This window comes from Burkholderia sp. THE68, from assembly GCF_009938265.1.
Lineage (GTDB): Bacteria > Pseudomonadota > Gammaproteobacteria > Burkholderiales > Burkholderiaceae > Caballeronia.
In genome coordinates this window covers 387,546-407,481 of record NZ_AP022316.1, presented here as the reverse complement: position 1 = coordinate 407,481, position 19,936 = coordinate 387,546, and the positions used below count along the sequence as shown (strand labels likewise).

General features: G+C 64.3%; 20 protein-coding genes. 3 read left to right on the top strand and 17 right to left on the bottom strand.

Translation table 11 applies throughout. The features are described 5' to 3' along the window. Positions 1 to 88: 88 nt before the first annotated feature. On the top strand, positions 89 to 796 hold the full coding sequence (locus BTHE68_RS15385) for a TetR/AcrR family transcriptional regulator (RefSeq protein WP_162067199.1): 708 nt from the start codon (positions 89 to 91) through the stop codon (positions 794 to 796). Positions 797 to 980: 184 nt separating this feature from the next. Here BTHE68_RS15385 and BTHE68_RS15380 read toward each other — a convergent pair whose 3' ends face one another. The 17 genes from BTHE68_RS15380 to BTHE68_RS15300 form a co-directional block, all read right to left on the bottom strand. Next, positions 981 to 1,304 (bottom strand): DUF4148 domain-containing protein, encoded by a 324-nt coding sequence (locus tag BTHE68_RS15380; protein ID WP_162068213.1) that lies wholly within the window; start codon positions 1,302 to 1,304, stop codon positions 981 to 983. A gap of 310 nt (positions 1,305 to 1,614) precedes the next feature. Beyond that, on the bottom strand, positions 1,615 to 2,430 hold the full coding sequence (gene hutG / locus BTHE68_RS15375) for an N-formylglutamate deformylase (protein WP_162067198.1): 816 nt from the start codon (positions 2,428 to 2,430) through the stop codon (positions 1,615 to 1,617). A gap of 16 nt (positions 2,431 to 2,446) precedes the next feature. Beyond that, positions 2,447 to 3,826, bottom strand: a complete 1,380-nt coding sequence (locus BTHE68_RS15370; RefSeq protein ID WP_162067197.1) for a formimidoylglutamate deiminase — start codon at positions 3,824 to 3,826, stop codon at positions 2,447 to 2,449. A gap of 41 nt (positions 3,827 to 3,867) precedes the next feature. Next, on the bottom strand, positions 3,868 to 4,440 hold the full coding sequence (locus BTHE68_RS15365) for a HutD/Ves family protein (RefSeq protein ID WP_162067196.1): 573 nt from the start codon (positions 4,438 to 4,440) through the stop codon (positions 3,868 to 3,870). A 2-nt stretch (positions 4,441 to 4,442) separates the two neighbouring features. After that, a complete protein-coding gene (gene hutC, locus BTHE68_RS15360) occupies positions 4,443 to 5,138 on the bottom strand; it encodes a histidine utilization transcriptional repressor HutC (RefSeq protein WP_162067195.1) in 696 nt (231 codons plus the stop codon). Beyond that, positions 5,135 to 6,664, bottom strand: a complete 1,530-nt coding sequence (gene hutH, locus BTHE68_RS15355) for a histidine ammonia-lyase (protein ID WP_162067194.1) — start codon at positions 6,662 to 6,664, stop codon at positions 5,135 to 5,137. The genes hutC and hutH overlap by 4 nt, the downstream gene beginning before the upstream one ends. 130 nt (positions 6,665 to 6,794) lie before the next feature. Then, the gene (locus BTHE68_RS15350; RefSeq protein ID WP_162067193.1) at positions 6,795 to 7,268 is read right to left on the bottom strand and encodes a GNAT family N-acetyltransferase; all 474 of its coding nucleotides are present in this window, start codon (positions 7,266 to 7,268) and stop codon (positions 6,795 to 6,797) included. A gap of 167 nt (positions 7,269 to 7,435) precedes the next feature. Further along, entirely contained in the window at positions 7,436 to 7,813 is a 378-nt protein-coding gene (gene crcB, locus BTHE68_RS15345) for a fluoride efflux transporter CrcB (protein WP_035501472.1), read from the bottom strand. 32 nt (positions 7,814 to 7,845) lie between these two features. Next, positions 7,846 to 8,064: a hypothetical protein gene (locus BTHE68_RS15340; RefSeq protein ID WP_162067192.1), complete on the bottom strand. Its 219-nt coding sequence runs from the start codon at positions 8,062 to 8,064 to the stop codon at positions 7,846 to 7,848. An 89-nt stretch (positions 8,065 to 8,153) separates the two neighbouring features. Beyond that, positions 8,154 to 8,975, bottom strand: coding sequence for a M55 family metallopeptidase (locus tag BTHE68_RS15335; protein WP_162067191.1), 822 nt, complete (start codon positions 8,973 to 8,975; stop codon positions 8,154 to 8,156). After that, a complete protein-coding gene (locus BTHE68_RS15330) occupies positions 8,972 to 9,988 on the bottom strand; it encodes a DmpA family aminopeptidase (protein ID WP_162067190.1) in 1,017 nt (338 codons plus the stop codon). The genes BTHE68_RS15335 and BTHE68_RS15330 overlap by 4 nt, the downstream gene beginning before the upstream one ends. Further along, on the bottom strand, positions 9,985 to 10,875 hold the full coding sequence (gsiD, locus tag BTHE68_RS15325) for a glutathione ABC transporter permease GsiD (protein ID WP_162067189.1): 891 nt from the start codon (positions 10,873 to 10,875) through the stop codon (positions 9,985 to 9,987). Before gsiD ends, BTHE68_RS15330 begins: the two co-directional genes overlap by 4 nt. Positions 10,876 to 10,882: 7 nt before the next feature. After that, positions 10,883 to 11,803: a glutathione ABC transporter permease GsiC gene (gene gsiC, locus BTHE68_RS15320; RefSeq protein ID WP_162067188.1), complete on the bottom strand. Its 921-nt coding sequence runs from the start codon at positions 11,801 to 11,803 to the stop codon at positions 10,883 to 10,885. Positions 11,804 to 11,850: 47 nt separating this feature from the next. After that, complete coding sequence (gsiB, locus tag BTHE68_RS15315; RefSeq protein ID WP_162067187.1) at positions 11,851 to 13,398, bottom strand: glutathione ABC transporter substrate-binding protein GsiB; 1,548 nt, start codon at positions 13,396 to 13,398, stop codon at positions 11,851 to 11,853. A 31-nt stretch (positions 13,399 to 13,429) separates the two neighbouring features. Further along, a complete protein-coding gene (locus BTHE68_RS15310) occupies positions 13,430 to 15,328 on the bottom strand; it encodes a dipeptide ABC transporter ATP-binding protein (RefSeq protein WP_162067186.1) in 1,899 nt (632 codons plus the stop codon). Then, positions 15,325 to 16,308 carry an isoaspartyl peptidase/L-asparaginase family protein gene (locus BTHE68_RS15305; protein ID WP_162067185.1) on the bottom strand — a complete coding sequence of 328 codons (984 nt, stop codon included), beginning with the start codon at positions 16,306 to 16,308 and terminating at the stop codon, positions 15,325 to 15,327. The genes BTHE68_RS15310 and BTHE68_RS15305 overlap by 4 nt, the downstream gene beginning before the upstream one ends. Next, complete coding sequence (locus BTHE68_RS15300; protein WP_162067184.1) at positions 16,305 to 17,279, bottom strand: MurR/RpiR family transcriptional regulator; 975 nt, start codon at positions 17,277 to 17,279, stop codon at positions 16,305 to 16,307. Before BTHE68_RS15300 ends, BTHE68_RS15305 begins: the two co-directional genes overlap by 4 nt. A gap of 206 nt (positions 17,280 to 17,485) precedes the next feature. On the opposite strand from BTHE68_RS15300, the gene BTHE68_RS15295 reads away from it, so the two are divergent. Together BTHE68_RS15295 and BTHE68_RS15290 are read left to right on the top strand one after the other, a co-directional pair. Continuing rightward, complete coding sequence (locus BTHE68_RS15295; protein ID WP_162067183.1) at positions 17,486 to 18,751, top strand: mechanosensitive ion channel family protein; 1,266 nt, start codon at positions 17,486 to 17,488, stop codon at positions 18,749 to 18,751. A gap of 178 nt (positions 18,752 to 18,929) precedes the next feature. Beyond that, positions 18,930 to 19,922, top strand: a complete 993-nt coding sequence (locus BTHE68_RS15290) for a LysR family transcriptional regulator (RefSeq protein ID WP_162067182.1) — start codon at positions 18,930 to 18,932, stop codon at positions 19,920 to 19,922. Positions 19,923 to 19,936: the final 14 nt, after the last annotated feature.

The following is a 19,936-nucleotide window of genomic DNA, read 5'->3' as shown; positions in this document are numbered from 1 at the left end:
CGACGAAGATTTCGTCGCGATGCAGCGCGGCGTGCACGAACGGCGCGATTCAGGCACGATGCGGCACACACGGGACAAGAATTCGACGATGAGACACGACGACACGGCGGGCCACGTCCGGGAAAACGCGGACACTGCGCCACCCTTGCGACGGCGCAAGGCGCAGATTCGCGAGAGCAACGAAGCGCAGCTTCTGGCCTGCGCCGAAGAAGTTTTCGCGGAGAAAGGGCTGGAAGGCGCAAGCACGGCGATGATCGCCGAACGCGCCGGCTTGCCGAAGGCCAACCTGCACTACTACTTTCCGACGAAGCTCGCGCTCTATCGTCGCGTGCTGGAAGACCTGTTCGAGGACTGGCATCGCGCGGCGGACACTTTCGAATGCAGCGACGATCCCGTCGACGCGATCGGCGGCTATGTGCGCGCGAAGATGGAGTTGTCGAGGAGACGACCGCTCGGCTCTAAAGTGTGGGCGAGCGAGATCATCCACGGCGCGCATCACATGCAGGACATCCTCAACGAGCGCGTGAAGCCGTGGCTCGATACGCGTGTGACGGTGATCGAAAGCTGGATCGCGCGCGGCTTGCTCGCGCCGGTCGAGCCGGACACGTTCATGTTCATGATCTGGGCGATCACGCAGCACTATGCCGACTTCGACGCGCAGATTCGTGCGCTCAAGGGCAAGCGCGCGCTCACGCGCAAAGCCTTCGATGAACAGACGGAGGAAGTCGTGCGCCTCGTGATTCGCGCGTGCGGGGCGGTGTCTCCGCGCGTCGAAGAAAAACACGACGCGCAATGAAAAACGCCGGTCGCTCGATAGCGGCCGGCGTTCGACTTGCTGCTTACTGCGTTACTGCTCTACAACTTCACTGCGGTACTGCAACTGCATTTCTCGCAAGGTATTGCTACTGCCAACGCTTTGCTGCACATCTACCGCTACTGCCTGCTGCTACTGCCTGGTTGAGCGCCAAGTGGCGCTCCGATCAATGACCGAAGTAGACCGAGTTGCGATCCGACATCGACACGTTAGCGCGCGCCACCGGAGCCGCCGCACCCGATTGCGACGTGCCGGCCGTCGAAGGACCGTAAGCCGAAACGCCGTTTTCAGCGTTCACACGCGCTTGCGCGGCCTGAAGATTCTGCGGGTAGTTCACGCGATCTTCCGACGGGTTGTAGCCGGCCTTTTCCAGTTGAACCAGTTCGGCGCGGACTTGAGCGCGGGTCAGCGGCGCGTTGTCCTGTGCGAATGCGAAAGTCGGAGCGGCCAGAGCGCTGGCGATGACGAGTGCGGGAACGAAAGCCTTGATCATGATGAACCTCCAATAGTCTTGTTTTGAAATCGAAACCGAATCGGAAGCTTTTTAAGTAGTTTCTGATTTCGTTTCGCTTGAAAACAGTGTAGGAGGCATCGACCTTAGGGGAAACCCCAATTTTAACGAAACATAATTGTCCGGACCGCAACAATGCGTTTCGCGGCGTGATTCGCGCGATCCGCCGATCCGGACGCAAAAGCGCGGTCTAAGTTGTTGTTTTTAATGGATATACACTTTTATCGGCAGATGTGCTCAATCGTTTCCAGCGCATACCGTCATTACAGCTTCGCCAGCAATTCGCCATTCACGCGCCAGCCGCCGCGGTCGTCATATAGGCAAGCGCGGCCGTTACCAGCTCGCGCAACAGCGGCTGAACCCGACTCGCGCGCGCTTCGTCGTAAGCGAACGGCGCCGATTCTTCCATATAGCTGACTTGCGTCAGTTCGAGTTGAAGCGCGTGAACGCCCTCTCCGGGCCGGCCATACCGCCGCGTGATGTAGCCGCCCTTGAAGCGCCCGTTGGCCACCGTCGAATAACGGCCGTCGCGCTCGACGATCCCTGCGAGATGCTCGGCCAGCCCCGGCGCCGCCGACGCGCCGTCCGCCGTGCCGAAGTTGAAATCGGGCAGGCGTCCGTCGAAGAAGCGCGGCACCACCGAGCGGATCGAATGCGCTTCCCACAACAGCACGCGGCCATGCGCCTGGCGCAAGGCGTCGAGTTCGCGAGCGAGCGCATCGTGATACGGCTGCCAGTACATCGCGCGGCGCGCATCGATCTGTTCGCGCGACGGCTCGCGGCCCGGCTTGTAGAGCGGCGCCTTGTCGAAGGTATCGACCGGACACAGTCCCGTGGTGTCGCGGCCGGGATAGAGGTTGGCGTCGTCGGGCGGGCGGTTCAAATCGATCACATAGCGCGAATACGCCGGCGTCAGGATCGATGCGCCCAGATCGCGCGCGAATGCATAAAGCCGTTCGAGATGCCAGTCGCAATCCTCGACGCGCTGCGCAATCGGCGTCATCTCGGCGGCGAGCGCGCAAGGAATCTGCGTGCCCCGGTGCGGAATCGAAATCAGCAGCGGCGCGCTGCCGTGTTCCAGCGTGAAAATCGAAGATTCGTTCATGAGATGACCTTAGGGTTCAACCCAGCAAGTCGCGCAACGCGGCGCGATAGCGCGTGAGCGCCTCGTCTTCCTGCGCGTGGCGGCGCGCATCGATCACCTTGCGGCCCGACACGAAGACATCGCGGATCGGCGTCTCGCCATGCTCGCAGAACACCGCGCTCGACAGCCAGGTGTCGCGCGCATGGCCGCCGATGCCCGGATGCGCGTCGTCGAGCACGAGCCAGTCGGCGCGTTTTCCCTGCGCGAGCGCGCCGACAGGCCGCCCGGTCGCGTGCGCGCCGCCATCGAGCGCGGCGTCGAAAAGACGGTCGGCGGGACGGCTCTGCGTCGGCGATGCCAGCACGTTGCGCTGGCGACGGCACAGCCGCTGGCCGTATTCGAGCAAACGCAGTTCCGAGCGCCAGTCGACACCGACATGACTATCCGAGCCAATGCCGATGCGCCCGCCCGCATCGAGATAATCGCGCGACGGAAACACGCCGTCGCCGAGATTCGCTTCGGTCGTGAGACACAGTCCCGCGACCGCGCCGCTCGCCGCGAGCCGCGCGCATTCGTGTGCATCGACGTGCGTCGCGTGCACGAGGCACCAGCGCTCGTCGACGTTGAAGCGTTCGAGAAGCCATTCGACCGGACGATGCCCCGTCGCGGCCACGCACGCCTCCACTTCGGCGACCTGTTCCGCCACGTGGATATGCACCGGCGCATGATCGAAGCGCGCATCGAGCTCTTCGAGGACCGCCGCGAGCGATTCGCCTCCGACGGCCCGCAGCGAATGCGGCGCGACACCGTATCGGCGCGCGCCGTTTTCGGGCCGCGCGCGGGCGAGCGCGTCGATCAATGCAAGCAGCGTGTCGGGCGTGTTCAGAAAGCGCCGCTGATCCTCGCGCGGCGCGCTCTTGTTGAAGCCGCTGTATTCGTACAGCACCGGCAACATCGTGATGCCGATGCCCGCGCGCTCGGCTGCATCGACGACGCGCTCGGCGAGTTCGGCGCGGTTCGCGTAGGGCGCGCCATCGGGTGCGTGATGCACGTAATGGAACTCGCACACCGACGTATAGCCCGCCTTCAGCATCTCGATGTAGAGCCAGTGCGCGATATCCGCGAGCGATTCGGGACCGATTCTCGCGGCGAAGCGGTACATGAGATCGCGCCAGCTCCAGAACGTATCGGCGACGCTCGCGCGATATTCGGTGAGGCCTGCCATCGCACGCTGGAAGGCGTGCGAGTGGAGATTCGGCATGCCGGGCACGACCGGCCCTTTCGCACGTTCGACGCCCGCCGGCGGCGCGCTGTCCGGCGCGACGCGCACGAGCGTGCCGCCGTCGTCCCATTCGAGCAGCACGTCGCGCCGCCAGCCTTCGGCGAGGCGCGCGTGGTCCGCGAAGAATGCGTTCATCCTGTCTCCTTCTTATGTCGATGCGCGGCTGTTCGCCGTCTTTACACCCTGTCGATACCGACGTGCAGCCACGATGCGCCCTTTTTCACCTCGCAGTCCAGCGCGGTCGCACGGTCGAGACACAGCGTGTCGCCTGCTTCGAGCGTATGGCGTGCGTCGTCGTCGGCTTTGACATCGATCCTGCCGCGCGCGCAGTGGATGAACGTCAGCTCGTGAGCGGGCGTGAGCGCGCAGGAAGCGTGGTGGACATCGACCGTCGCGCGGGCGCGGTCGCGCCGCACCATCACGTTGAAATCGCGCGTCGGGCCGTCGATGAGCGTCGCGTGGATCGGCGTTTCGCCGGCGAAGCGCGCGCTCGCAAGCGATGTGTCGAGCGTGTGCGCGCGGCCATCGGCTTCGGTCAGACGCATGCCCGCGCCATCGAGCAGTACGAGCACGCGATCGACGCCCGCGAAGGTCGAGAACGCGCCGTCGGACGCCACGTCGGCGAGCGACAGACGCCACGCGAAGGCATCGAACGACGCGCCTTGCGGCCCCGCCGCGATCTCGCGCGTGACGCCGCCGCCGTTCTTCCACGGCGCGGGCGTGAGCGAAGCGGCGCGAATGATCGTCATGTTCAGAAGTGCCCGGTGAATTGATAGCGGTCGCCCGGATGCCAGAGATTCGCGACCGATGCGACCGCATCGCGCGACCACGTGCGCCGATGCAGCAGCAGACACGGCTCGTGCTCCGCCATCGCGAGCGCGGCGCGAATCTCCGCCGACGGCACCGACGCCTCGATCCGGTACTCCACGCGTTGCAGCGGCGCGGCGGCCATCAGATACTGATTTGGCGTGATCGTCGTGAAATCCTGGCGCGCGTATTCGGGTGCGAGTGCGGGATTCACATAGCGCTCTTCCATCTGCACGGGTTCGTCGTTCTCGAAGTGCAGCACGCGCGAATGAAACACCGGGCTGCCGAGCGCGAGATGCATTTCGGCGGCGAGCGCTTCATCGACGATCGATGCGCCCAGATGCAGCACCTGCGCGCGATACGCATGACCGCGCGCGACGATTTCATCGGAAATGCTGCGAATCTCGACGAGCGTCGACGCATATTTCGGCTGTGCGACGAAGGTGCCCGCGCCCTGCACGCGCGTGAGAACCTGTTCCGAGGTCAGCTCGCGCAGCGCGCGGTTCACGGTCATGCGCGCGACCTTGAACTCGCGCGCGAGCTCGTTCTCGGAGGGCACCTGATCGCCCTCCTTCCACTCGCCGATGTGAATGCGCTGGAGAATGTAATCCTTGATCTCCTGATACGCGGGCGTGTTCATGCAGGCTGTTCCGACGCGAACGAGAACGGGCTGTGCCGCGCGATCGCGCCGTCCTGCACGAGTGTCGCGATCGCGGCGATATCCGGCGCGAAGTAGTGATCGAGGTCGTAATGCGCCACTTGCGCGCGCAGCGTTTTCATGACTTCGGAGAGCGGAGCGCTGGTCTGATGCGGCGCGCGCAGATCGACGCCCTGCGCCGCCGCGAGCAGTTCGATCGCAAGGATGTTCGCCGTGTTGCTCGCGATGTCGCCGAGCTTGCGCGCGGCGAAGGTCGCCATCGACACATGGTCTTCCTGATTCGCCGACGTGGGAAGCGAATCCACCGACGCCGGATGCGCGAGCGTCTTGTTTTCGGATGCGAGCGCGGCCGCCGTGACGTGCGCGATCATGAAGCCCGAGTTGACGCCGCCGTCGCGCACCAGGAAAGGCGGCAGGCCGGAGAGCGTCGCGTCGATCAGGAGCGCGATGCGGCGTTCCGCCAGCGCGCCGATTTCGGCAGCGGCGAGCGCGAGGTTGTCGGCGGCGAACGCAACCGGCTCCGCGTGGAAATTGCCGCCGGACAGCACTTCGCCGGTGTCGGGGAAGATCAGCGGGTTGTCGGAGACGGCGTTCGATTCGATCAGCAGAACTTCGGCGGCGTGGCGCATCTGGTCGAGACACGCGCCCATCACCTGCGGCTGGCAACGCAGGCTGTACGGGTCCTGCACCTTCTCGCAATCCGCGTGCGACAGATTGATGCCCGAGCCCTTCAGCAGCGTGCGGTACGCCGCTGCGGCGTCGATCTGTCCGCGATGTCCGCGCAGTTCATGGATGCGCGCATCGAACGGCACGACCGAGCCCGCCGCCGCATCGACCGACAGCGCGCCAGCGACGAGCCCGGTGCGAAACAGGTCTTCGATCGCGAAGAGGTTGTACAGTGCGAGCGCCGCAGACGCCTGCGTGCCGTTCAGCAACGCGAGGCCTTCCTTCGCCTGCAGCATGAGCGGCTTGAGGCCCGCGACCGCGAGACCGTCGAGCGCGCTCGCGCGTTCGCCGCGAATCATCACTTCGCCGATGCCGAGCAGCACCGTCGACATATGCGCGAGCGGCGCGAGATCGCCCGAGGCGCCGACCGAGCCCTTGACCGGGATGATCGGCAGCACGTCGGCGTTGAAGAGCGTGATGAGCGCGTCGATGACTTCGCGACGGATGCCCGAGTGGCCGCGCCCGAGGCTCGACAGCTTGAGCGCCATCAGGAGACGCACGGCCGGACGCGACATCGGCTCGCCGACGCCCACCGCGTGCGACAGCACGAGATTCTTTTGCAGCAGTTCGAGTTGGTCGGCCGGAATGTGCGTGTTGGCGAGCCGCCCGAAACCCGTGTTGATGCCGTAAGCCGGATCGCCTTTCGCGGCGATCGCGGCGACGGCGCGCGCACTCGCGTCGATCGCGCCGAAGCTCGCCGGATCGAGTTCGAGCGAATCCGAGCCTCGCGCGATGCGGCGCAGTTGCGGCAGGGTCAGTTTTCCGGGCGTGAGCGTGATCATGGTTCGTCCTGTCTATACAAGTTAGACTCAAGTCTAAACGGGCTAGAAGGACGAAACAAGGGGATATCCGGGATATCACTAGGATCGCCCGGCGAATTTCTCTAACACTTGTCTATACAGATTTGGCGATTTACAGCACCTTTTCCATCACGAACTGGACGAAGCGCTGTTCCCGCACGATGACCGCCCGCGCGAGCAGCATATCGAAGCCGCAATATTCGAAGAAAGGCCGTCCGGTGACGCTCGAATAAGTGTGCAGCGTGGTCAGGCCGGCTTCGTCGGCTTCGGCTTCGATACGCGCGAGCAGCGACGTCGCCACGCTTTTACGCTGATGCAGCGGATCGACGAACATCATGTCGATGAGTCCGTTTTTTTCGAGATCGGCGAAACCCGCGAGTTCACCGTCGACGAGTCCGACCCACGTCGGACGGCTCAGGCGGGCGAGTTCCCATTCGTCGCGGTCGGTTTGCGCCCAGGCTTCGATCTGCGCCTGGTTGTAATCGGCCGACGCCGTTTCGCGAACGGCGCGTTGGAACAGATCGATCACACCGTCGAGATCGCTTGCACGATACGGTCTGACATCGATGAGCGGCAGCCCTGACATTTCATCACCTTCGTTGCTGTCAAAAGAAAAACAAAAAAACCGCTGCAATGGCAGCGAGGGTCCAGCGTTGAAAACGCGGAAAAAAGAGTGTTTGGGGAACGGCCAGGCGCGCGCAAACGTTCAAATCGCGGGAAATGGATGATGGACGTGCGCTGCCGCCGGTTCGTTCAGGAAGCCACCACCACCGTCGCGATACCGAGCGCCGTCATCAGAAGCGATGCGCAAACGTGAATCGCGATCTCCGCGAGCGCCCAGCCGAGCCGCCCTTGCTGAAGATGCGCGACCACTTCGGCCGAAAAGGTCGAGAACGTGGAAAGCCCGCCCATCAAACCGGTGATGATGAAAAGCCGCCACTCCACCGAGATATCGGGAAAGCGAGCGAAGAAGGCGACCGCCACGCCGATGATGTAGCCCGCGATGACGTTGGCCGCGAACGTGCCGAGCGGCAAATTCGGAAAAATCGCATTCAGGCGTAGCCCGAGAACCCATCTGAGCAGCGATCCCAGTCCGCCACCGAGTCCCACGGCGATGATCGACAGATACATGAAAATGTTTGAGTGATTCGAAATTAACTGCGTTATGCCTCGCGGGCGAGCCGGTCGATCAGCGCGCCGCGGCTCGCCTCGACGATCCAGCCTTCCTTGTGCCGCACATGCGCCGCCCACGTCCCGTCGCGCCGTTGCTCCCAGCAGCCGGCGTCGTGCCCGTCGATGAAAAGCGAGCCGCGCACGACGAGTTGCGGATCGGCGGGGTCGAGCACTTCGTCATCGTTGTGTTCGAGCTTCACGGTGTGCATGAGCGTCGTCTGCAAAAACACGTCAAGACCGGAGCCGGTCCTGCAAGTGGCTCCATTCTAACGATACTCAAAGCGCCTGGTTCAAACACTCAACGTATCATGAAGGACATTGCCGAAAGGCAATTGAGTATTCGCACGACAGATTCGATCGAAGGGGCGTCGAAGGCGAGCGTCACGGCATCGATGCGTTCGAGCGTCGGCCATTGGCAGAACAGATCGGCTAACGCCGTGGTCTGGGTGCGGAGTTCGCAGCGATGACCGGACCGCGCGACGCGCCGGCGATGCCCCGCAGAAGCCGCCTCGATAGTTTCGCGCGCGGCGAGCCGGATCGCGTCGCAGGCCGCCGCAGGCGTTTCGGTCACGCCGCTCGAATAGCCGTGCGCGGTCTTCACGCACAGAAAGCGCGCGCCGGGAAAGGCGGGCAGTGTCTCGGCGCCGAACACGTCGTCGCCGGTCAGAAACGCGACGTGCGCGCCGTGCTCCTCGGCGAGCCGTCCATAGAGCCCGGCCTCGCCGACCTCCTCGCCATCCAGCGAGACGCGCGCAAAGGCCGCGCTGTTGATGGTGTGCGCGAGAATGCCGCGGCTTTGCGCGCGCGCGTGATAGCCGATCATGAACACCAGGTCCGGCGCCGCTTCCAGCCCCGCCATCATGCCGAGCGTGCGCGGCTTGCCGAGCACGAGGCGCGCGCGTTGATCGAGCAGATCGGGCATCAGATTGCGAAAACCGCCGTGCGAATCGTTGATCCACACTTGCGACGCGCCGCCGTCGAATGCGCCCTGCGCCGCTGCGTTCGCTTCGCGCGTCATCCAGCGGCGCGCCTGCTCGTATTCAGGATTGCCCGCGCGCGTCTGCTCCGGATGGAACACGCCCGCGATGCCTTCGATATCCACCGAGATCAGCACTTTCATGATCGTGTTTTCAATGCGTCGTTGAGCGAAATACGCCGATGACCATCGCGTCCGGCGACCGATTCGGCGCTGAAGAGCGCATCGAGGATCGCCTGTTCGACGCTGTCGGCGGCGGCCTGGAACAGCGGGTCGAGCCGCGCGTCGCTGATGAGCGGCGGTATCGGGATGAAGTCCTCGTCGTGCGATACGGTGTAAGCGGTCGTGAACGCCAGCGCGATGTCGCCGCTGCCGTGGCCGTAGACCGACCCTGTGCGCGCGAGTCCGGCGGCGGCGCGCATCGCGAGACGGCGCAACTGACGCGCATCGAGCGGCGCATCGGTTGCGATGAGGACGATGATCGAGCCTTGCTCGGGCTCGACCTTCGAGGTGCGCGCCGACGCCAGCGCGCGACCGACCGCCTCGCCCGCGATCGTGAGCTGCGGCAGACAGCCGAAGTTCGCCAGCACGAGCGCGCCTGTGGTGTATCCGCGCCCATTGATTTGCACGATGCGCGACGCCGAGCCGATGCCGCCCTTCAGCTCGAAGCACGACATGCCGCGTCCCGCGCCCACTGCGCCGCGCGCGAAGTCTTCGCTACAGGCATCGAGCGCGCTCCGGTAATGCGCTTCATCGATCGCGAGCGCCTGCATGTTGTTGAGGTAGCCATCGTTGCATTCGAACACGAGCGGATTCACGCTCGGATCTTCGCGTCCGATGCGCGGATTCGCAGCGATCGCCGCGCGAATCTGCGCATTCGCGATGGTCCCAACGCCGAACGTATTGGTCAACGCAATGGGCGTCTCGATCACGCCGAGTTCTTCGAGCTGCACGAGCCCGACGCTCTTGCCGAAGCCGTTGATGACGCACGCCGCGGCCGGCGCCTTGTCGCGATACACATCGCCGGCGTGCGGGCGGACCACGGTGACACCCGTTTGCACCGCGCCCTGCGCAAGCGTGCAGTGCCCGACGGTCACGCCCGCGACATCGGCGATCGTGCCGCGCGGCCCCGCTTCGAGCAGGCCGATATGCATCATGGCCGGTCGAGCTTGGGATCGAGCGCGTCACGCAGGCCGTCGCCGAGCAGGTTGAACGCGAGCACGGTGAAGAAGATCGCGAGGCTCGGGAAGATGGCGACGTGCGGCGCCATCGCCATGTCGGCGCGCGCTTCGTTGAGCATCGCGCCCCACTCCGGCGTGGGTGGCTGCGCGCCCAGACCGAGAAACGAGAGGCTCGCGGCCGTGATGATCGACGTGCCGATACGCATCGTGAAGTACACGACCACCGACGAGATCGTGCCCGGCAGGATATGCCGCGCGAGTATCGTCCAGTCCGATGCGCCGATGCTTCGCGCCGCCTCGATATACGTGAGATGCTTCAACGCGAGCGTATTGCCGCGCACCAGCCGCGCGAACGCGGGAATGCTGAAGATCGCGACCGCGCACACGACGTTCACCATGCCGTTGCCGAGAATCGCGACGACGCCGATCGCGAGCAGAATGCCGGGAAACGCGAACAGCACGTCCGCAATCCGCATCACGATGCGGTCCCACCAGCCTTCGTAATAGCCCGCGAGCAGGCCGAAGAACGTGCCGATCACCGCGCCGAGCACAACCGACACCAGCCCCGCCGTCAACGAGATGCGGCTGCCGACGAGTATGCGGCTCAGAATGTCGCGCCCCAGCGCATCGACGCCGAACCAGTGCGCAGCCGATGGACCCGCGTTGAGCGCGTCGTAATCGAAGTAATTCTCCGGGTCATAAGGCGCGATAAACGGCGCGATGATCGCGATCACGATCAGCAGGATCACGAACACCGCCGCGGCGAGCGCGACCGGCTGCTGCCTGAACTTGCGCCAGAACTCCGTCCACGGCGTGCGGATCTCTTGCGGCGCCTGCACCGCGCTTTCGGCTGCCACGCTCATGCGGTCCTCACTTGAAACGGATGGTCGGGTTGATGATCGCGTACAGCACGTCTACGATCAGGTTGATCACGATGAATTCCAGCGAAAACAGCAGCACTTCCGCCTGAATCACCGGATAGTCGCGCATCTCGACGGCGTCGACCAGAAGACGCCCGAGGCCCGGCCAGTTGAACACCTTCTCCACGACGATCGAGCCGCCGAGCAGAAAGCCGAACTGCAGGCCCATCATGGTGACGACGGGAATCATCGCGTTGCGCAGGCAGTGCTTCAAGATGACCATCGGTTCGTGCACGCCTTTCGCGCGCGCGGTTCGCACGAAGTCCTCGCCGAGCACTTCGACGAACGACGCACGCGTGAAGCGCGCCATCACCGCCGCGACCGCCGCGCCCAGCGTGATCGACGGCAGCACGTAGCCCTTCCATGTGCCGTCGTCGACGATCGGCAGCCAGCCGAGCTTCACCGAGAAGATTTCCATCAGCAGCATGCCGAGCGCGAACGCCGGAAACGAAATGCCCGACACCGCGAGCGTCATGCCCAGACGGTCCGGCCAGCGATTGCGCCATACCGCCGACACGATGCCGATGCCCATGCCGAAGATCACCGCCCACACCATGCTCGCGAGCGTGAGCCACAACGTGGGCATGAAGCGCTCGGCGATTTCCGTCGCCACGGGCCGCTTGCTGCGCGTCGACATGCCGAAGTCGAAATGCACGATCTTGCCGAAGAAGCCCACCAGTTGCTGCGGCAGCGGCTTGTCCAGACCGAGGTCGGCACGCACGAGCGCGACGGTCGCTTCGTCGGCCTCCGCGCCCGCGGCGAGCCGCGCCGGATCGCCCGGCAGCATGTGCACGAAGAAGAACACGAGCACCGCGACGATGAAGAGCGTCGGCAGCAGGCCTAACAGTCGTTTGGCGATGAAGTTGAGCATCGTTTCCGGTCAGATGCGGCCGGGCGATCGCGCCCGGCCGAAAGCGATTACTTGATGGCGATCTCTTCGAAGCTGAACGAGCCGTCGGGCATCACGTACGCGCCCGACAGACGCTTGCTGCGCGCGTACACGACCTTCTCCGTGACGAGGAAGATCCACGGCGCGTCGGCCCAGATGCGCTTCTGTGCGTCGGCATAGAGCTTCGCTTTCTCGCCGCGATCCGTGGTGGCGAGCGCCTTGGAGAGATCGTCATCGACCTGATCGTTCTTGTAGTACGCGGTGTTGAAGAGTTTCGGCGGGAACGACGTGCCGCCGAGCAGCGGCGAGAGCGCCCAGTCCGCTTCGCCCGTCGACGACGACCAGCCGATATAGAGCATCCGCACCGGCGCCGTCTTCGGATCGGGCGCGCTCTCGATGCGCTGCACGCGCTGCCCCGCTTCGAGCGCTTCGACCGATGCCTTTACGCCCACCTGCGCCAGTTGCTGCTGCACGAACTGAATGATCTTCTGCGCGGTCGTATGGTTATAGCCCGACCACAGCACGGTTTCGAAGCCGTTCGGATAGCCTGCTTCCTTCAACAGTTCGCGCGCCTTCGCGGGATCGTATTTCCACGGTCCGAGCTTGGTCGCGTATTCGACGCCCGGCGGCACCACGCCTTCGGCCGGCACGGCATAGCCCGCGAACGCCACCTTCACGAGCGCTTCCTTGTTGATCGCATAGTTCATCGCCTCGCGCACCTTCGGATTGTCGAAGGGTTTTTGCAGCACGTTCATGCTGACGTAGCGCTGAATGATCGATGGCGCCGCGATCAGATCGACCTTCGGGTTCGCCTTGAGCGTCGCGGCCTGCTCGAACGGCACCGAGAACGCGAAGTCCGCCTCGCCTGTCTGCATGAGCGCGGAACGGGTGTTGTTATCGACCACGGGTTTCCAGTCGATCATGTCGATCTTCGGCAAACCCTTCTTCCAGTAGCCGGCGAACTTCTTCACCTTCAGGTCGTCGGTCTGCTTCCATTCGACGAATTCGAACGGCCCCGTGCCGACCGGATGAAACGCGATGTCCTTGCCGTACTTCTGCAGCGCGGCCGGCGAAATCATCACCGCCGACGGATGCGCGAGCACGTTGATGAACGCCGAGAACGGAATCTTCAGCGTGATCTTCACCGTGTACGGATCGACCACCTCGGTCTTCTCGATCTTGTTGAAGAGGTTGTAGCGCTTGAGCTTGTTGTCCGGATTGGTCACGCGGTCGAACACGGCCTTCACGGCGTCGGCGTTGAAGTCGGTGCCGTCGTGGAACTTCACATCCTTGCGCAGATGGATCGTGTAGACCTTCGCGTCGGGGCTCGCCTCGTAGTTCGTCGCGAGCACGTTCTGGATCTTCATGTCCTTGTCGAAGCCGAACAGACCCTGATAGAACGACTTCGCCACCGCTTGCGAGAGCGTGTCGTTGGCGTCGTACGGGTCCATCGTCGTGAAGGTCGAGGCGACGGCCATCACGGCGGTACCTTGCGCATGCGCCGCCACCGGCGCGAGTGAGGTCAGCGCGGCGAATGCGCTTGCAGCGAGTATCGAGCGCAGTTTGAAGGACGGCATTCGTTGGACTCCTTATGACGTTATGGTGTTATCAGTACGCGCCACCAACGTGATGCTCGGCGACGTAATGGTCTGGTCCTACGGCTACGAGTTTCGCGACGATGGGCTCATCGCCGAGCTTGCGGATCGGGCTTGGAATCTCGTCGGCGGCGAGCATGCGCTGCGCGTGCCGGCGCGACGGGTCGGCGACCGGCACCGCGCTCATCAGCTTGCGCGTGTACGGATGACGCGGCGCTTCGAACACGGCCGCGCGTGGCCCGATCTCGACGATCTGCCCGAGATACATCACCGCCACGCGATGACTCACGCGCTCCACGACCGCCATGTCGTGCGAGATGAACAGATACGCGACGCCGAGTTCGCGCTGCAGATCGAGCATCAGATTGACGATCTGCGCGCGCACGGAGACATCGAGCGCGGAGACGGATTCATCGGCGATGACGACCTTCGGGTTCAACGCGAGCGCCCTTGCAATCGCGATGCGCTGTCGTTGTCCGCCCGAGAATTCATGCGGATAACGCTGCGCCGCTTCGGGCGGCAAGCCGACTTTTTCGAGCAGCCAGTCGACCCGCGCCTGCGCTTGCTTGCCGCTCGCGACGCCATGCACGAGCAGCGGCTCCATCACCGAGAAGCCGACCGTCAGACGCGGATTGAGCGACGCGAACGGGTCCTGAAAGATGAACTGGATATTGCGCCGCAGGGTCTGCAGCTCGTGACCTTCGAGTTTGCTGATGTCGCGTCCATCGAATTCGATGGAGCCGCTCTGGCTTTCGACGAGCCGCAGCAGCGAGCGCCCCGTCGTCGATTTGCCGCAGCCCGATTCGCCGACGAGCGCGAGCGTCTCGCCCGGACGCAGATCGAAGCTCACGCGCTCGACCGCATGCACCGCCGCCGTCGTGCGGCCGAACAAGCCGCTTTTCACCGGAAAGCGCGTGACGAGGTCGCGCACGCGCAGAATCGGCCTGATGGTTTCGTCGACGGCAGGCTGCTGTTCCTTTTCGACCGCCTCGGATGGACGCAACGCGCTCGCATCGTCGGGCGCAAGGTCGACCCGTTCCACTTCGAGGATCGGGAATTTCGCGGGACGATCGGTGCCGCGCATCGCGCCGAGCGTCGGCACGGCGGCGAGCAGCGCCTTCGTGTACGGATGCTTCGGCGCGTGAAACAGCGCGTCCGATTGCGCCTCTTCCACTTTCTCGCCGCGATACATCACGAGCACGCGATCGGCCACTTCCGCGACCACGCCCATGTCGTGCGTGATGAAGATCACGCCCATGTTCATTTCGTTCTGCAGGCCGCGCACGAGTTGCAGGATCTGCGCCTGGATCGTGACATCGAGCGCGGTGGTCGGCTCGTCGGCGATCAGGAGCGCGGGCTTGCACGACAGCGCCATCGCGATCATCACGCGCTGACGCATGCCGCCCGACAGCTGATGCGGATAACGCGCGAACACGCGGCGCGCTTCGGGAATGCGTACGAGATCGAGCAGACGCAGCGCTTCGGCGCGCGCCTCCGACGCGCTCTTGTTCTGATGCAGCGCAATCGCTTCCGCGATCTGATCGCCGACCGTGAAGACCGGATTGAGCGAGGTCATCGGCTCCTGGAAGATCATCGCGATGTCCGCGCCGCGCACGCCCCGCATCGTTGCCGACGACGCCTTCGCGAGATCGAGCACTTGCCCGTTGCGGCGGCGAAACGCGATGCTGCCCGACACGATCCGGCCACCGCCATGCTCGACGAGCCGCATCAGCGCAAGCGACGTGACCGACTTGCCCGAGCCCGATTCGCCGACGATCGCGAGCGTCTCGCCGCGATCCACGGTGAACGAAATGCTGCGCACGGCTTCGACCGTGCGCGCGAGCGAGCGAAACGCGACCGACAGATCGCGCACGTCGATCACACGGGCATCGGGCAGCGTCGCGCTCATCATCGATAGATCGCCGTGACGGGCGCTTCGCCCACGCGCGCGAAGCCGCGGTACATGCCTTCCGTGTTGAATGGCAGCACGACGTTGCCCTTCGCATCGACAGCGACGAGACCGCCGCGCCCTTCGATGCGTGGCAGCTTGGTCATCACGACATCGTTCGATGCGTCTTCCAGCGATACCCCGCGATATTCCATTTGCGCCGACACGTCGTACGCCGCGAGCATGCGGATGAACATCTCGCCCGTACCGGTGGTCGAAACCGCGCAGGTCGCGTCGTTCGCGTAGCAGCCCGCGCCGATCAGCGGCGCATCGCCGACGCGGCCCGCCTGCTTGTTGGTGATGCCGCCCGTCGACGTCGCTGCCGCGAGATGGCCGTTGGCATCGAGCGCGACCGCGCCGACCGTGCCAAACTTCTTGTCGGGATCGATGGGATCGATGGGATCGCGCGGATCATTCGAGAAGGCGAACTTCGTCATCGCGTCGTGATCGAGCATCGTGCCCGAGGTGCCGCGCGCGTTGAGCCATTGCTGATGGCGTGCCTCCGTGTAGAAGTACGACGGATCGACGAATTCGAGACCTTGCGCGGCCGCGAACGCTTCCGCGCCCGGCCCGGTGAACATGACGTGATCGCTCACGTCGAGCACGCGACGCGCCGCGAGCACGGGATTCTTCACGCGCGTCACGCAACTGATCGCGCCGGCGTCGAGCGTCGCGCCGTCCATCACCGAAGCGTCCAGTTCATGCGTGCCCGCCGCCGTGAACACCGCGCCGTGGCCCGCGTTGAAGAGCGGACAGTCTTCGAGCAGGCGCACGGCTTCGGTGACGGCATCGAGCGCGCTGCCGCCATCGGCGAGCACGCGTTGCGCCGCGCTCAGGATGTCCGTCAGCGCCGCGTGATAGCGCGCTTCGGCTTCGGCGTTCATCGCGTGGCGCACGATCGTGCCCGCGCCGCCGTGAATGGCGATGACTGGTGTGGCGTTCATGACTTGCGCGATTCCGTATGAGTGTGTCGTTTCGCAGTGGTGCGGCGGGTTGCCTGAACCGCGTGCGCTTCTTTCGGCAAAGAAGGCGCGACGAGCCAGGGCAAGACGAATTCGGTCAATCCCGATGCCGCCTCGACCGAGCGCTTGGCCCGGTGCGCGACCGCATCGCACAGCGCTTCGATGACGGCCAGCACAGCCGTGTCGCAATTCGCCGCGAGCCGGCGTTCGGCGCGGATCGCGAGCACGAGATCCGCGACCTGCGCGAGCGGCGACGCGGCGCTGTCCGTGAGCGCGACGACACGCAGGCCGTGATCGCGCGCGAGCTGCGCGAGCGTGATGGTGTCGTCGACATAACGCGGGAACGCGATCGCGATCAGCACATCGCCGCGCGCCGCCGTGAAGAGCCGCCGCGCGGCGTGCGACGGTCCGCCCATCAACGCGAGCGACTGCACGTTCGCGCAATACGGCGTGAGCCCGTGCTCCAGCAGGCCGGCCAGAAAGGCGCTCGCGCCGTAACCGATCGTGAAGACGCGCGGCGCGGCGAGAATCGTATCGACGATTGCCTCGGCCTTCGCGCCATCGACGGAGGTTTGAGCAAGACGCAGATTCGCCGCCGCCTGTGCGAGCGATGCATCGAACACCTCCGCGCCGCTCGCCGGCGATTCGAGCGCGGTGCGCAAGCGCTCGACCGGCGCGATGGTCGCCTCGAAACCGCGCACGAGCGCCTCGCGAAACGACGGATAGCCGGAGAAGCCGAGCGCGCGCGCAAAACGGTTCGCCGTCGCCACCGACGCGCCCACCGCGCCCGCCAGTTCGTCGATACGCATGGTCGCCGAGCGAAACAGGTTCGCCAGCACGAATGCACCCATGCGCCGATGGATGGGCGTGAGCGTCGGCATGGCCGCGGCGATGCGCGCGGCGATCAGATCGTCTGCGCTCGCCGGCGCACGAACCGATAGGGAACGGGACATGGAATGCGCTGCGCTCTCGTTGCGATGACACGCGATGAAAGTATATTTACTCGAAAAGCCGCTCAAAAAAAATTCATTTTCATCGAACTCGGGTTTTCGATAAGACGCGCAAGTGAGCCTCGTCCGATGCACCGGAGCGGCACGATCATGCACAATACGTGACGCATCGCGATACAAACGCGCGTCCTGAGTGCTCCCCAGTCCCTATGAATTTCGACTTCCTTCCCGATCCGCTGCCGCAACAACTCGCCGCTCATCCGTGGTTACAACTGATCGCGGGCCTCGTCGCGCTCGCGCTGATCGCGATCTTCGTGCAATGGGTGGTCGCGCGCATCGTGCTGTATGTCGCGCATCGGCTGCTCGTGCTGGCCGGGCATCAGAAGTGGGATCGCGCGTTCATCAAGCATCGGGCGTATCACCGGCTCTGGTATGCGGTGCCGTTCGCGACCGTTGCGCTCGGCATCGACGAAGTGCCGCGCATCGGCCACTGGGCCACGGTCATCGGCCGCATCGCGCACGGCGGCGCGTGGGTCTGCATATTTTTCGCCGCGGGCAGCGCGCTGTCCGCGTGGCAGGACGTCTACGCGGAAAGCAAGGAAGCGCAGACGCGCTCCATCAAAGGCTATATCCAGATCGGCAAGCTGGGGCTCGCGCTCGTGTGCGGCGTGCTCGTGCTGTCGATTCTCATCGACCGTTCGCCGCTCTGGATGCTGTCCGGTCTCGGCGCGCTGTCCGCCGTGCTGCTGCTCGTGTTCAAGGACACCTTGCTGTCGCTGGTAGCCAGCACGCAACTCACCTCGAACGACATGCTGCGCATCGGCGACTGGATCGAAATGCCGCAAGCCGCCGCCGATGGCTTCGTGAAGGACATCGCGCTGCACACGGTCAAGGTGCAGAACTGGGACAACACCGTGACCACGGTGCCCACCTACAAGCTCTTTTCCGAGAGCTACCGCAATTACCGGCACATGTTCGAATCGGGCGGGCGGCGCATCAAGCGCACCTTGCGCATCGACGCACAATGCGTGCGCTTTCTTTCCGACGAGGAAACCGCGCGCCTGAAGCGCTTTCGGCTGCTGCACGATTATCTGGAGCAGAAGCAGACGGAAGTCGAGCAGGCCAACCGCAATCTCGGCGAACTGGCCAACGAGCCCGCGAACCGGCGGCGACTCACGAATATCGGCACGTTTCGCGCGTATGGGCTCGCGTATCTCCAGCGTCATCCGGAGATTCGCCAAGACATGGCGATCATGGTGCGCATGATGGAACCTGAGTCGCAGGGCATTCCGGTGGAGGTGTACTGCTTCACCGCGACGACCGCGTGGACGCAATACGAGCGCATTCAGGGCGATGTCTTCGATCATCTGCTGTCGATCCTTCCCGAGATGGGCCTGAGGCTGTATCAGGCGCCTTCGGGCGCGGACATGAACGGTTTCGTGGGCCGCCTGCGCGGCGAAATGCCCACGCTGTGATTCTTTCCGTCAAAAAGAATCAGGCAAGAATCCTCCACTTTTGTGTATTCACGTTGACGCTTCCCGTCCGTACGATCTAACCATCGCCGATGCGCCTTTTTTCCGCAGCTTCATAGCCGCGGTGGAATCGCTTTTTTCCGCGCATCGCCACTCAATCGTCATAATGGGAAAACACAACGTGATCGATCGCGTCCATGCCATGCGTGTCTTCACGCGTGTCGTCGATACGAACAGCTTCACGCGTGCGGCCGAGTCGCTTGGCATGCCGCGCGCGAGTGTTTCGACGACCGTGCAACAACTCGAAGCGCTAGTCGGCGTGCAATTGCTCGCACGCACGACGCGGCGCCTGAATCTCACCGTCGATGGCGCCGCGTACTACGAGCGTTGCGCGCAGATCCTCGCCGACATCGACGAACTCGAATCCGGTTTCGGCGCGGGCGAGGAGCGCCTGCGCGGACGGCTGCGCGTCGAAATGCCCGACACCGTCGCGACATCGATCGTCGTGCCCGCGCTGCCGGAGTTTCATGCGCGCTATCCGCAGATCGAGCTGTCGATCGGCATCGGCAATCGCAATGTCGATCTGGTCGGCGAAGGCGTCGATTGCAGCGTGCAGCTCGGCGAACTGCCCGATTCGGGCCTGATCGCGCGCCGCCTCGGCATGCTCGAACAGGTGACGTGCGCGAGTCCCGCATATCTGGACAAGCACGGCATACCGCAAACGCTCGACGAACTCGCGCAGCATGTCGCGGTCAATTGCATTTCGGAGAAAAGCGGCCGCCCCGCCGATTTCGATTTCGATGTCGATGGCGAGCCCGTCACGATGAAGATGCGCGGCTTCGTGCAGGTCGCCGATGAACACGCGTATCTCGCATGCGGCGTCGAAGGGCTCGGGCTGATTCAGCCGCTGCGCATCGCGGCGCAGTCTTATCTGCGCTCGGGACAACTGCGCGAAGTGCTGCCGCAATGGAACTCGCCGCCGCTCAAAGTCTCGGTGGCGTTTCTGAAAAGCCGTCAGGCGACGCCGCGCGTGTCGGTGTTCGTCGACTGGCTCGCGGCGCTGTTCGAGCGTTCGCAGCAGCTCGACGACACGCTGACGAGTCTGTATCGCTCGGCGCAGCGTCGCGGTCCCTCGCGCCGGGACCGTCCCGAGGAAGAAACCGCCGACGCGTGATCGTTTCGCTTTCT